The 13,237-nt window shown below is 72.4% G+C and carries 13 protein-coding genes and 1 pseudogene; 13 read left to right on the plus strand and 1 reads right to left on the minus strand.

Annotation, left to right across the window (positions count from 1 at the left end):
* From Q7W29_08375 to Q7W29_08415, 9 genes are all read left to right on the plus strand, one after another.
* A partial coding sequence (locus Q7W29_08375; GenBank protein MDO9171833.1) for a hypothetical protein occupies positions 1 to 311 on the plus strand: 311 nt, incomplete at its 5' end.
* Complete coding sequence (gene coaD, locus Q7W29_08380; protein ID MDO9171834.1) at positions 308 to 802, plus strand: pantetheine-phosphate adenylyltransferase; 495 nt, start codon at positions 308 to 310, stop codon at positions 800 to 802. The genes Q7W29_08375 and coaD, both read left to right, overlap by 4 nt.
* 126 nt (positions 803 to 928) lie before the next feature.
* Positions 929 to 2,116: a pyridoxal phosphate-dependent aminotransferase gene (locus tag Q7W29_08385; GenBank protein ID MDO9171835.1), complete on the plus strand. Its 1,188-nt coding sequence runs from the start codon at positions 929 to 931 to the stop codon at positions 2,114 to 2,116.
* 2 nt (positions 2,117 to 2,118) lie between these two features.
* The gene (obgE, locus tag Q7W29_08390) at positions 2,119 to 3,138 is read left to right on the plus strand and encodes a GTPase ObgE (GenBank protein ID MDO9171836.1); all 1,020 of its coding nucleotides are present in this window, start codon (positions 2,119 to 2,121) and stop codon (positions 3,136 to 3,138) included.
* A 43-nt stretch (positions 3,139 to 3,181) separates the two neighbouring features.
* The gene (dprA, locus tag Q7W29_08395; protein ID MDO9171837.1) at positions 3,182 to 4,114 is read left to right on the plus strand and encodes a DNA-processing protein DprA; all 933 of its coding nucleotides are present in this window, start codon (positions 3,182 to 3,184) and stop codon (positions 4,112 to 4,114) included.
* Between the two features lie 37 nt (positions 4,115 to 4,151).
* Positions 4,152 to 5,063 carry a lysophospholipid acyltransferase family protein gene (locus tag Q7W29_08400; GenBank protein ID MDO9171838.1) on the plus strand — a complete coding sequence of 304 codons (912 nt, stop codon included), beginning with the start codon at positions 4,152 to 4,154 and terminating at the stop codon, positions 5,061 to 5,063.
* Complete coding sequence (locus Q7W29_08405) at positions 5,060 to 5,992, plus strand: ABC transporter ATP-binding protein (GenBank protein MDO9171839.1); 933 nt, start codon at positions 5,060 to 5,062, stop codon at positions 5,990 to 5,992. The genes Q7W29_08400 and Q7W29_08405 overlap by 4 nt, the downstream gene beginning before the upstream one ends.
* A gap of 9 nt (positions 5,993 to 6,001) precedes the next feature.
* The gene (locus tag Q7W29_08410) at positions 6,002 to 7,321 is read left to right on the plus strand and encodes an ABC transporter permease (GenBank protein MDO9171840.1); all 1,320 of its coding nucleotides are present in this window, start codon (positions 6,002 to 6,004) and stop codon (positions 7,319 to 7,321) included.
* Positions 7,318 to 8,511 carry an ABC transporter permease gene (locus Q7W29_08415; protein MDO9171841.1) on the plus strand — a complete coding sequence of 398 codons (1,194 nt, stop codon included), beginning with the start codon at positions 7,318 to 7,320 and terminating at the stop codon, positions 8,509 to 8,511. Before Q7W29_08410 ends, Q7W29_08415 begins: the two co-directional genes overlap by 4 nt.
* A gap of 3 nt (positions 8,512 to 8,514) precedes the next feature.
* On the opposite strand, the gene Q7W29_08420 is transcribed toward Q7W29_08415, so the two are convergent.
* The gene (locus Q7W29_08420; GenBank protein MDO9171842.1) at positions 8,515 to 8,832 is read right to left on the minus strand and encodes a DUF3467 domain-containing protein; all 318 of its coding nucleotides are present in this window, start codon (positions 8,830 to 8,832) and stop codon (positions 8,515 to 8,517) included.
* Between the two features lie 142 nt (positions 8,833 to 8,974).
* Between Q7W29_08420 and rfaE1 the strand changes: the two are divergent.
* The 4 genes and pseudogenes from rfaE1 to Q7W29_08440 all read left to right on the plus strand — a co-directional run.
* A pseudogene (gene rfaE1, locus Q7W29_08425) lies at positions 8,975 to 10,443 on the plus strand (D-glycero-beta-D-manno-heptose-7-phosphate kinase).
* 78 nt (positions 10,444 to 10,521) lie between these two features.
* A complete protein-coding gene (locus Q7W29_08430; protein MDO9171843.1) occupies positions 10,522 to 11,838 on the plus strand; it encodes a cyclic 2,3-diphosphoglycerate synthase in 1,317 nt (438 codons plus the stop codon).
* A gap of 82 nt (positions 11,839 to 11,920) precedes the next feature.
* Positions 11,921 to 13,054, plus strand: a complete 1,134-nt coding sequence (gene sucC, locus Q7W29_08435; protein MDO9171844.1) for an ADP-forming succinate--CoA ligase subunit beta — start codon at positions 11,921 to 11,923, stop codon at positions 13,052 to 13,054.
* Between the two features lie 42 nt (positions 13,055 to 13,096).
* Positions 13,097 to 13,237, plus strand: a 141-nt coding sequence (locus tag Q7W29_08440; protein ID MDO9171845.1) for a succinate--CoA ligase subunit alpha, incomplete at its 3' end; no start/stop codon positions are given.

Below are 13,237 nucleotides of genomic sequence, written 5' to 3' on the forward strand. Positions count from 1 at the left end.
CCAACCTGGCGGCCTGCCGCGCCGATCCCGCCGCGGCGCGACTGCACCGCGCCGACGCCGTGGCCTGGCTGGAGGCGGCGGCGCCGCGGCTCGCCCCCGGGACCATCCTGCTGGCGGACCCGCCCTACGCCGACCGGACGGGCGCGGCGCTCTGGGAGCGATTCCTGGCGCTGTCCGCGCAGGGGCGCCTGGCCTTGGCCGTGCTCGAACACGACCAGGGCTGCGCGCTGCGCGCAGCCCCGGACGGCTGGCGTCGCGACGACCGGCGCTACGGCGCCGCCACCCTCAGCCTGCTGGAGCCATCGCCATGAGCGAGCGCCACTTCCTCTATCCCGGCACCTTCGACCCGTTCACGCGCGGGCACCTCGACATCCTGGAGAGGGGGCTCGCCCTCTGCGACCGGATGACCGTGGCGGTGGCCGCCGGCGGCAAGTCGACGCTCCTGGCCCGGGACGAGCGCGTGGAACTGGCGCGCGGCGCGCTCGCCGGCGTCGCCGGCGCCGACCGCTGCCGCGTGGTCGGGTTCGAGGGCCTACTCGTCGACCTCGCCCGCGAGCTCGGCGCGACCGCGGTGCTGCGCGGCGTGCGTTCCCAGGCGGACCTCGAGCACGAACAGGCCATGGCGGCCCTCAATCGCGTCCTGAGTCCCGGCTTCGAGGTCGTGGTGCTGTTCCCGCGGCCCGAGCTGGCCATGATCTCGAGCACGCTGGTGCGCGATGTCGCCCGCTGCGGCGGCGCGCTGGCGGCCTTCGTCACCCCGGACGTCGCCGAGGCCCTGCGCCGGCGCTTCGCGAGGGACTGACCGGCCCGCCCGCGGCGGCGCCAGCGTCCGGGGACGGTTCGTCCTTGCCCCGACCCCGCGGGGAGCCACATTTAGGAGACGTCGCGCAACCGGGCGCGGCGACGATCCCGACACGAGGTGATGGTCATGGAGATGCGGCTGGGCTGGCTGGCGGACGTGATCGACGATTCCCCGACCCTGAAGCTGGACGGGCAGGCTAAGCAGCTGCTCGCCCGCGGCGAGCCGGTGATCAACCTGACGGTGGGCGAACCGGACTTCGACACGCCGCTGCGGATCCGCGAGGCCGCGCACCGCGCCCTGGACGAGGGCGGCAACGGGTACACCGCGAGCGCCGGCCTGCCGGCCCTGCGCCGCAAGGTCGCCGACTACTACGCGGCGCGTCTCGGCGTCTCGATCTCGCCGGGCGAGGTCATCGTCTCCAACGGCGCCAAGCAGATCCTCTACAACGCGCTGTCGATCCTGCTGAACCAGGGCGACGAGGTCGCCGTGCCGGTGCCCTACTGGGTGACCTACCCGGCGCAGATCGCGGCCCTGCGGGCCCGCATGATCCCGGTCGTGCCCTCGCATCAGGGCTGGAAGATCACGCCCGAGGACCTCGACCGGGCCGGCGCCGGCCGCGCCAAGGCCCTGATCCTCAACACCCCGTCGAACCCGTCGGGCGCCGTCTACACGCGCGCCGAGCTGGAAGCCCTGGCCGAGTACTGCCGCAAGACCAGCTTCTTCATCCTCACCGACGAGATCTACGAGGACCTGGTCTACACCGACGAGGGCCACATCCCGCTGATGACCGTGGCCCCGGACCTGCGCCACCGCATCGTGACGGTCACCGGCCTGTCCAAGAGCTACGCGATGACGGGCTGGCGCATCGGCTTCGGCATCGCGGACGAGAAGGCCATCGGCGCGATGACGCGCCTGCAGAGCCACTCCACGAGCAACGTCAACACGATCGCGCAGAAGGCGTCGCTGGTGGCCTTCGACTGCCGCGACGAGGTCGAGGCGATGGCCGCCGCCTTCCGCGCCCGCCGCGACGTGCTGGTCGCCGACATGGCGACCATCCCCGGTCTGCGCTTCCTTGTGCCGGACGGGGCCTTCTACTTGCTGGCGGACGTCAGCGGCCTGGTCGACCCCGAGCGGCCGGTCGGCGGCTGCTGGCGGCTGGCCGAACACCTGTTGCAGACCGAGAAGCTGGCCGTCGTGCCCGGAGAACCCTTCGGCGTGCCCAACCACCTGCGCCTGAGCTACGCCGCGGGGGAGACGACGCTGCGCGAAGCCGCGGCGCGCTTCCGCCGCGCGGCGGCCACGTTCGGAGGCTGACCGTGCACTTCATCGACGTCGCCGAGATCACCGCGATCGCGGGCAAGGGAGGCGACGGGGCCGTGGCCTTCCGCCGCGAGGCCGGTGTGCCCCGCGGCGGCCCCAACGGCGGCAACGGCGGGCGCGGCGGTTCGATCTGGCTGGTCGCCTCGTCGCTCAGCTCCACCCTGCAGGACTTCCGCTACCGGCGCAGCTACAAGGCGACGCCCGGCCAGATGGGCGGGGGCTGGAACAAGACCGGCAGCGACGGCGAGAGCCAGGAAGTGCCCGTGCCCTGCGGGACGCTCGTCTACGACGTCGACACCAACGACGTGATCTGCGACCTGACGACGCCGGGCCAGCGCTTCTGCGTGGCCGCCGGCGGCAAGGGCGGCCGCGGCAACTACGAGTTTCGTTCTCCCCACCCCCAGACGCCGTTCGTGTCCTCGCCCGGCCGGCCGGGAGAGACCCGCCGCCTGCGCCTGGAGCTGAAGCTGCTGGCCGACATCGGCCTGATCGGCCTGCCCAACGCGGGCAAGTCCACGCTGCTGAGCCGGCTCACGGCGGCCCGCCCCAAGATCGCCGACTACCCGTTCACCACCCTGGTGCCCAACCTCGGCATCATCGACCTGGGCGACTTCGTGAGCTGCACGCTGGCCGACATCCCCGGCCTGATCGAGGGCGCCAGCGAGGGCAAGGGTCTCGGCCACGAGTTCCTGCGCCACGTCGAGCGCACGCGGGCCCTGGTCTACCTCATCGACGTCAGCGACCCGGCGCCGGTGGCGACCCTGGCGGTGCTGCGCCAGGAACTGCTGGCCTACGGCCAGCGGCTGAGCGAGCTGCCGTGCACCGTGGTGCTGAACAAGCTGGACCTCATCGATCCCGAGGCCATCGAGGAGCTGCGCGACGAGGTTGCCGGCTGGACCGCCGACAACGGCGCCGGCGGCCCGTACTGCATCTCGGCGGTGACCGGCCAGGGGATCGAAGCCCTGCGGCACGTGCTGCGGGACCTCTACCGGGCCGCGCTGGCCGCCACCGACTGACGACACGCCGCCTCCCGCCGTTCCCTCCCGGGAAGGACGTTCCATGCAGGTGGAACGCGTTTCTCCGTGCGCCGGTCCCGGCGCCGTCTGGACGCTGACGCCCCGCGACCCCCTCTGGCCCGAACCCTGGCGCACCATCGACACGCCGCCGGTGCGCGTGCGCGGCGCCGGCGATCCGGCGACGCTGTCGACCCCGTCGATCGCCGTGGTCGGAACGCGCCGTCCCTCGCCCCGCGGCCGGGCGGTGGCGCACCGGCTGGCCCGGGACCTGGCCGCCGCCGGCTGGACCGTCGTGAGCGGGATGGCGCTGGGCATCGACGCCGCGGTGCACGAGGGCGCGCTCGCCGGCGGCGGGCCCACCGTGGCGGTCATGGCCACGGGCGTGGACCGCACCTACCCGTCGTGCCACGTCGACCTGCGGCGGCGGATCGAGGCGGGCGGTTGCACCGTCACCGAGGCCGAGGACGGTGTCGCGCCGTTGCCCTTCGTCTTCCCCCGCCGCAACCGCCTGATCTCGGGTCTGGCGCGGGGCGTGGTGGTGGTCGAGGCGCCCCTGCGCAGCGGCGCCCTGCAGACGGCCTTCCTCGGCCTGAACCAGGGACGCGAGGTGTTCGCCGTCCCCGGCCCGGTGGACGACGACGGCTGCCGGGGCTGCCACCACCTGCTGCGGCAGGGGGCCCACCTCGCCGAGGGAGCGCGCGACGTGTTCGACGTGCTGGGCCGGCCGCGGCCGTCGTCGGGCGAGGCAGGAAGCGGGGCGGGACCGGAAAACGGCGCGCCGCTGCCGCTCGCCGGTTCGGCGGCCCGCTGGATCTGGGACCGTCTCGACCTGACGGGACTGCGCCTGTCGGAGCTGCGCCGCAGCTGGGCGGGGAGCGAGGTCGTCTGGCTGGAAGGCCTGCTGGCGCTGGAGATGGCCGGGCTGATCGTGAGGTTGCCCGCGGGACGGGTGGCGCGTAGGATCTGGATCCCTTGAGGGCGGGCGCGGTGCCCGTCCCGTTGCGGGAGGCGCCGTGGCCCGATCCCTGAAGAGCGTGCGCTGGCGACTGGAATACGCCGCGCTGGTCGCCGTGCGGAACGTCGTGCGGCGCCTGTCGGCCGGTGGGCGGCGATCCGCGGGACGGCGCCTGGGCGAGGCGGCGTTCCGCTTCTGGGGCTACCGGCGTGACGTGGCTCTGGCGCAGCTGCGCCAGGCCTTCCCCGACTGGGACGAGGCGGCGCGCCGCGACGTGGCGGTGCGCGCCTACCAGCAGATCACGACCTCCCTGTTCGAGTTCATGGCGATGGACGACCTCACGCCCGAGCGGATCCGCGAGCTGGTCGATCTCGACGACCCCGGCATCCTGGAGCCGCTGCGCGCCTCCGGCCGCGGCTTCATCTTCACCACGGGCCACTTCGGCAACTTCGAACTGCTCGGCGCGGCGCTGACGGCCCACGGCTACCCGCTGCAGGTGGTGGTCCGCCAGCAGAGCAACCCGCACGTGGACCGCCTCCAGAATGCGATCCGCGCCCGCTCGGGCGTCCAGGCCATCCGCGCGGACGGCTCGGTGCGGCAGTTGGTGAAGCTCCTGCGGGTGGGCGGCACCGCGGCCATGCTCCCGGACGTCAACGCCGGCCTCGAGGGCGTGTTCGTGGAATTCCTCGGCGCGCCCGCATCAACGCCCCCCGGTCTCGCGTACTTCGCCTGGAAGCTGGGCTGCCCCATCGTGCCGGTCTTCCTGGTGCGGCAGCCGGACGGGCGCCACGTGGCGCACGTCACCCCCGCGATCGAGCCCGACCCGACACAGGACGAGGCGTCGGCCGTGCTCGCCCTGACCCAGGCGCACACCGACCGCCTGGCGGAGTTCGTCCGCCGCCACCCCGACCACTGGTTCTGGGTGCACCGGCGCTGGAAGACGCAGCCGCCCCGAAAGGACGACGCATGATCAAGGTCCGCAACCTGGTGAAGTCGTTCGGCAACCTGCGCGCCGTCGACGACCTGAGCTTCGCGGTCGGCCCCGGCGAGATCTTCGGCCTGCTGGGGCCCAACGGCGCCGGCAAGACCACGACGATCTCGGTGCTGTCCACCCTGCTGCCCGCCGACGCCGGTTCGGCCTCGGTCTGCGGCCACGACGTCGCGGCCGAGCCCGGCGCCGTCCGCCGCCGCATCGGCGTGGTGCCGCAGGAGCTGGCCCTGTACGAGGAGCTGTCCGCCGAGCAGAACCTCGCCACCTTCGGCCGCCTCTACGGCCTGTCCGGCCCACGCCTCAAGACCCGCGTCGGGGAGCTGCTCGAGCTGGCCGAACTCGCCGAGCACGCCCGCCGCCCGGTCAAGGGCTTCAGCGGCGGCATGAAGCGGCGGCTGAACATCATGCTCGGCCTGGTCCACGACCCGGACATCCTGTTTCTGGACGAGCCCACCGTGGGGATCGACGCGCAGGCGCGCTCGCGCATCCTGGACCTGATCCGCAGCATGAACGCCCGCGGCCTGACCGTGCTGTACACGACGCACTACCTCGAGGAAGCCGAACACCTCTGCGACCGGATCGGGGTCATCGACCACGGCCGCCTCGCGGCGCTGGGCGACAAGGAGGAGCTCATCCGGCAGATCGGCGAGCACGACGTCGTGCGGGTGCAGGTGCCGGCCGCGGCGCTGGCGCCGGCCGCGGCGGCGGCCGCCGCCTGGCCGGACGTGACCTTCGCGGACCTGCGCCGGGGCAAGCTCGAGATCCACTGCCGCGACGGCGCCGCGCTGCTGCCGCGCCTGCAGGCCGAGCTGTCGGCCGGCGGCCTGGGCCTCGACCAGCTCGAGGTGATCCGTCCCAACCTGGAATCGCTCTACCTGAAGATCACCGGCCGCGCCCTGCGCGAGTAGGAGTCTGCCATGCTGCGCGTGCTGGTGACCAAGGACATCCGCCGCTGGTGGTCGGACCGCCAGGCCGTGGTCGTGACGCTCCTGCTGCCGCTGATGCTGACGGCCGTGCTGGGGATCTCGTTCGGCGGCTTCGGCGGCGGCGCGCCCGAGATCGAGGCCATCCCGCTGGCGCTGGTCGGCGACCCGCCGTCGCTGCTGAAGGAGCCACTGGAGCGGGCGCTGCGGGAGAGCGGTCTCTTCACGCCGGTCTGGTGCGACTCCGCCGCGGCCGACCGCCTGGTCCGCAGCGGGGAGGCCCGCGCCGCGGTGCTGCTGCCCGGCGACCTCCAGGCGCTGCTGTCGCCCGAGCGGGTCGCGATCGGCGTCTGGAAGGATCCGGTCAGCGCGCTGCAGGCCGACATCGTCGAGCAGATCCTGCGCCGGATGCTGATGCGGGTGCAGGGCGGGGAGGCCGTGTACCTCGCGGCTTGGCCAGCCGACGGGTTCCCCGCCGCGGGCGAGCCCGATCCGTTCGGCGACCTGCTGGCGGGCGACTCCTTGGCCGCCGTCTGGCGGCGCGTCCGCGACCGCTCGCCGGAGGCCGAGGCCGCGCGCCTCAAGTTCGAAGCCATCCTCGACCACCAGGTGGCCCTGTCCGACGCGTTCGCGCCGCCGGCCGTGGCGCTGACCGTGGTCGACCGCACCGGGCAGGAGGTGGAGGGAGTCGGGCCCTCGACCAACATGTTCGACTACATCCTGCCGGGGATGGGGATCTTCTTCCTGATGTTCGCCGCCGCCGCCGCCGCCGGCGATCTGCACCGCGAGCGCGCCGGCGGCACGCTGCGGCGGCTGCTCGTCGCCCCGCTGGGGAGCTCCGACCTGCTGGTCGGCAAGTGGCTCTTCGCCATGCTCAACGGGCTGCTGCAACTGGTCGTGCTGTTCGCGGCGGGCCGGCTGCTGTTCCGCATGAGCCTCGGCCCGGATCCCCTGGCCCTGCCCTTGGCCGCGGTCGCCACCAGCGCGATGCTGGCCTCGCTGTTCCTGCCCCTGGCGCTGCTGACCGCGAACGAGAAGCAGATGGGCACCATCTCCACGGGCGTCACGCTGTTCATGGCGCTGGTCGGCGGCAACTTCATCAACGTCGACCAGATGCCGGCGGCGCTGCAGGCGGCGGGCCGCTTCACGCCCAACTACTGGGCCAATCGGACCTTCAACGACATCGTCGTGCACGGACGCGGCGTGGGCGACATCCTGCCGCGCGTCGCCGTCCTGTTCGGGATCGCGGCGGCGCTGCTGGCGGTCTCCGTGGCGATCTACCGGCGCCGGGGCGGAAAGGCGGGCCTGCTGTGAACACGGGGGTGATCCGGGCCCTGGTGGCCCTGCACGTGCGGCAGGTCGCGGCCGACCGGGCGAGCCTCTTCTGGCTCTTCGGCATGCCGCTGATGTTCACGGTGCTGATGGGGATGATCTTCGGCGACATGGGCGGCGGCGCGCCGGAGGCGCCCGAGGTGACGGTCTACGACGAGTCCCGGGGGCCCGCGTCGGGCGCCCTGGTCGCGGCCCTCGGCGGCCGCGACAGCTACCGCATCGTCGTGGCCGACAGCGCCGGGTCCTGGGACCTGGCCCGCTCCCTGGTCGACGCGGGCAGCCGCACCGCGGCGCTGCACATCCCGCCCGCCTTCGACGCGGACCTGGCCGCGGGCCGGACGGCCGCGCTCTCGCTGGCCTACGATCCCGACCGCGCCTCGGCCCAGACCGTGCGCACGGTCCTGGAGGAGGCCGTGCTGCGGCTGGAATTCCTGTCCGCCGGCCGCCGCGCCGAAGCCGGTTTCGACGAGGCGCGCTTCGACTCGATCTGGCGCGACCCGCGCGTCACGCTGGAGGTCCGCACCCTCGGCCGGCTCGGCGGCGAACCGCAGCCGAGCGCCCTGACCGGATTCACCAGCGGTTTCCAGCACACCGGTCCCAGCTACACGCTCATGTTCGTGATGATGTTCATGCTGATGAGCGTGCGCGACGTCGTGACCGAGCGCCGCAACGGCACGCTGCGGCGCCTGCGCCTGGCGGCCGCGTCGCCGTGGCTGCTGGCGATGGGCCTGTTCCTGGGGCCGCTGGTCGTGGGGCTGGTCCAGGCGACCGTCCTGCTTGGCCTGAACCTGCTGCTGCCGGGGATGGATTACGGCGGCAGCCCCGGCGCGCTCGTCCTGACGATGGTGCTGTTCACCGCCGTCAGTTCGGCGCTGTCGCTGTGCGTGGCGACGTTCTGCCGCACCCCGGGTCAGGCCGACGGCCTGGGCATGACCGCCTCGATGCTGATGGCTTCCCTGGGCGGCCTCTGGTGGCCGCTGGAAGTCGTGCCGGGCTTCATGCAGAAGATCGCCATGGCCCTGCCCACGGGGCAGGCCGTGACGATCTTCCACAACATGATCGGGCGCGGCTGGGGCCTCGCCGGGAACGCCGGCCACCTGGCCGTCCTGGCGGGGATGCTCGTGATCCTGCTGGCGCTCGCGGCGGCCCGCTTCCGGAGGCTGGTGGACTGAACGTCAGTTCCGGCTGTCGGTGGAGTGGAAGCCGAGGTCCTTGCCGGGCAGGCCGGGCAGCTTGATCTCGCCGTGGGACTCCTCGTACCGGCGGATGTTCGCCTCGAGCGTCTTGAGCAGGCCCTTGGCGTTCTGCGGGGTCATGATCATCCGGGCGTGGATCTTGGCCTTGGGCAGCCCGGGCATCATGCGGGCGAAGTCCACGACGAACTCGCTGGGGCTGTGGGTGATCAGGGCCAGGTTGGTGTAGGTGCCGTGCGCGACGTCGGGATCGAGTTCCACGCTGAGCTGCTGCGCCGGCGCCGGCTGGTTCTTTTCCAAGATCGTGCCTCCGTATCGGTGGTGTCGTTGACCGCCGCATCATAGCGCACGGCCGCGCGGACAGCCAGTCCCGTTGACGGCGCCTGGCCGCGGTGATAGCCTCCTGGCGCGACCGGACGCCAACCCCCTCCCTGGAGCCGACATGCTCTCCCGCAGCCTCGACATCCTCGACCGGCTGGCCGGGCTGCGCCTGGCGGTCGTCGGCGACGCCATGCTCGACCGCTTCCTCTGGGGCGAGGTGGACCGCATCAGCCCCGAGGCGCCCGTGCCGGTGGTCCGGCTGCGCCGCGAGACCGACAAGCTGGGCGGCGCGGCCAACGTGGCCGCCAACATCCGCGCCCTCGGCGCCGACGTGGCGCTGATCGCGGTCGCGGGCGACGGCGCGACGTCGCTGCGCCTCGCCGAACTGCTGGCCGAGGCGGGGATCCCGGACGACGGCCTGCTGCGCCTCGCCGGCCGCCGCACCACGCTCAAGACCCGCATCATCGCCCACAGCCAGCAGGTCGTGCGCGCCGACGTCGAGTCGGACGAGCCGCTGGAGGAGGCGACGCTGGCCGAACTGGCCGCGCGTCTGCGGCGGCTGGGCCCGTTCGACGGGATCGTGCTGTCAGACTACGGCAAGGGCGTGCTCGCCGACTCCCTGCTGCGGGAGGTCCTGGACGCCGGCGCGGCCGCCGGCGTGCCCGTGGTGGTCGACCCCAAGCGCGGCGACTACACCCAGTACCGCGGCTGCACCTCGCTCACGCCGAACCAGAAGGAGGCCGGCCAGGCCACGGGCATCGCGATCCACGACCTGGCCAGCCTGCGCTTCGCCGGCGCCGAACTGCTCGCCCGCACCGGCGCCGGCTGCGTCCTGGTCACCCGGGGCGAGCACGGCATGGCGCTGTTCGAGCGCGGCGGCGCCGAGCACCACCTGCCGACCGAGGCCCGCGAGGTCTTCGACGTCACCGGGGCCGGCGACACGGTCATCGCCGTGTACGCCGCGGCGCTGGCGGCCGGCGCCCCCTACCTGGACGCCGCCAACCTCGCCAACCACGCCGCCGGCCTGGCCGTGCGCGAGCTGGGCACCGCGACGATCACCGCCGCCCAGATCCGCGAAGCGGTGCGCAAGTGACCGCCCCGGCGCACGTGACCGCCCCGGCGCCGGTGGTGCCCCGCGAGGACCTGGCCGCCTGGGCCGGGGAGCTGCGCCGCGCCGGCCGCCGCCTCGTCTTCACCAACGGCTGCTTCGACCTGCTGCACCGCGGCCACGTCGAGTACCTGGCCGAAGCGGCCGCCCTGGGGGACGTCCTGCTGGTGGCCGTCAACGACGACGCCTCGGTCAGCGCCCTGAAAGGCCCCGCCCGCCCCCTCGTCTCCCTGCCCGACCGCCTGGCCGTCCTGGCCCACTTGCGCCCCGTCGGCGCGCTGACCATCTTTGGCGAGCCGACGCCCCTGGAGACGATCCAGCTGGCGCGGCCGGACGTCCTGGTCAAGGGCGCCGAGTACGCCGAGACGGACATCGTCGGCGCCGCTGAGGTGCGGAGCTGGGGGGGCGACGTCGTGCGCGTGTCCATGCGCGCGGGCCGTTCCACGACCGCCATCATCGCCGCCGTGAAGCGTCTTCCCTGAGCCGGTGACGGCCGCCGCCTTGCGCAGCGGCAGGGGAAGTTTCGAGGCACGCGCACACGTTCACATAAAGAGGCTGACATGAGCAGGGAGAAGATCGTCATCATCGGCGCCGCCGGACGCGACTTCCACAACTTCAACTGCGTCTTCCGCGACGACGACAAGTACGAGGTGGTGGCGTTCACCGCCGCCCAGATCCCCGACATCGACGGACGCCGCTACCCCGCCGCGCTGGCGGGGCGCCTCTACCCGAAAGGGATCCCCATCCACGCCGAGGATGAGCTGCCGGACCTGATCGCCGAGCACGGCGTGGAGTGCTGCGTGTTCTCCTACAGCGACGTGGCCCACGAGGACGTCATGCACAAGGCCGCGCTGGTGAACTCCTGCGGCGCCGACTTCAAGCTCCTCGGCGAGCGCCTCACCCAGCTGCCGAGCAGCAAGCCCGTGATCGCCATCTGCGCGGTGCGCACCGGCTGCGGCAAGAGCCAGACCACGCGCCGGATCGCCGAGATCCTGGAGGCGGCCGGCAAGAAGGTCGTCTCGGTGCGCCACCCGATGCCCTACGGCGACCTCGAGAAGCAGGCCGTCCAGCGCTTCGCGACCGTGGAGGACCTCAAGAAGCACGACTGCACCATCGAGGAGATGGAGGAGTACGAGCCCCACGTCGCGCGCGGCAGCGTGATCTACGCCGGCGTGGACTACGAGAAGATCCTGCGCGCGGCCGAGAAGGAGGCCGACGTCATCCTCTGGGACGGCGGCAACAACGACACGCCCTTCTACAAGCCCGACCTGCTGGTGGTGGTTGCCGACCCGCACCGCCCCGGCCACGAGCTGACCTACTACCCCGGCGAGACCAACGTGCGCCTGGCCGACGTGGTGGTCATCAACAAGGTCGTCGAGGCCGAGTTCGAGAACATCGAGACCGTGCGCCAGAACGTGCGCAGCATCAACCCGGACTGCGTGATCATCGAGGCGGCCTCGCCGCTGACCATCGACCACCCGGAGCTGATCCGCGACAAGCGCGTGCTGGTGGTCGAGGACGGGCCGACCCTGACCCACGGCGGCATGACCTACGGCGCGGGCGTGATCGCGGCCATGCGCGCCGGCGCGGCCGACCTCGTGGACCCGCGCCCCTGGGTGAAGGGCAAGCTCGCGGAGACCTTCGCGATCTACCCCGAGATCGGCGCCCTGCTGCCGGCCATGGGCTACGGCGCGGAGCAGGTCCGCGACCTCGAGGCCACGATCAACGCGGTCGAGTGCGACGCGGTGGTCATCGGCACGCCCATCGACCTGAACCGCATCGTGAAGATCCGCAAGCCGACGGTCCGCGTCGGTTACGACCTGCAGGAGATCGGCAAGCCCGACCTGGCCGACGTCCTGCGCAAGTTCACCGCGTGACGCGACGGCGGGGGAGGGCCGACGCCCTCCCCCGTTTTTCCGTCCCGTGCGCTGTTCCAGATTCACAGCCGGAGGTCGATCAGTGAACATCCACGAGTACCAGGCGAAGGACATCTTCCGCGACGCGGGCCTGACGGTGCCGCCGGGCGGGATCGCCACGACCGTCGAGGAGGCCCTGTCGCTCGCGCGCGGGCTCGGGCTGCCCGTGATGGTCAAGTCCCAGGTCCTGGCCGGCGGCCGCGGCAAGGCGGGCGGCGTCAAGTTCTGCAAGACCGAGGACGACGTCCGCACGCACGCGGGCAACATCCTGGGCATGGACATCAAAGGCCACACCGTGCGCAAGGTGCTGGTGACCCCGGCCGAGACCATCGCCGCGGAGTTCTACCTCGGGATGCTCGTGGACCGCGCCAGCCGGCGCGTGCTGCTGATGGCCAGCGCCGAGGGCGGCGTGGAGATCGAGAAGGTGGCCGTCGAGAAGCCCGAGGCCATCCTCAAGCACGCCATCGACCCGCGCTTCGGCCTGCTCGACCACGAGGCCATGGCGGTGGCCCTGCGGCTGGACCCGGACGTCAAACGGGCGCGCCAGCTCGCCGACGCCATGCAGAAGCTCTACAAGGCCTTCCTGGCCGCCGACGCCAGCCTGGCCGAGATCAACCCTTTCATCTTCACCGACCAGGGCGTCGGCAAGGCGATCGACGCCAAGATCAACCTGGACGACAACGCGCTCTTCCGCCATCCGGGCTACGCCGCGCTGCGCGACCTGGACGAGGAGAACCCCAGCGAGCGGATGGCCCGCGAGGCCGACCTCTCCTTCGTGAAGCTCGACGGCAACGTGGGCTGTTTGGTGAACGGCGCCGGCCTGGCGATGGCGACCATGGACCTGGTGCAGTACTACGGCGGCCGCCCGGCCAACTTCCTGGACATCGGCGGCAGCTCGAACCCGGACAAGGTCGTCAACGCCCTGCGCATCATCCTGGGCGACCCGAACGTCGAGGTGATCCTGTTCAACATCTTCGGCGGCATCACGCGCTGCGACGACGTCGCCCGCGGGATCATCGCCGCCACCGAGCGCATGGAGATCGGGGTGCCCATCGTGGTGCGCCTGACCGGCACCAACGAGGCCGAAGCCCGCGAGCTGCTCGCGAAGACCGACCTGATCGGGGCCGCCACCATGGACGAGGCCGTGCAGAAGGCCCTGGCACTCGCCGGCAAGTAGAACCCGCCGCACCGCAACCGGCGACAAGAACAGGAGCGAACCATGGCGATTTTCTGCACGCGCGAGACGAAGATCCTGATCCAGGGCATCACCGGCCGCGACGGGAGCTTCCACGCGAAGTCCATGCTCGGCTACGGCACCAACATCGTGGCGGGCGTCACGCCGGGCCGCGGCGGCCAGACC

The sequence above is a fragment of the bacterium genome, from assembly GCA_030654305.1.
Classification (GTDB): Bacteria; Krumholzibacteriota; Krumholzibacteriia; order LZORAL124-64-63; family LZORAL124-64-63; genus PNOJ01.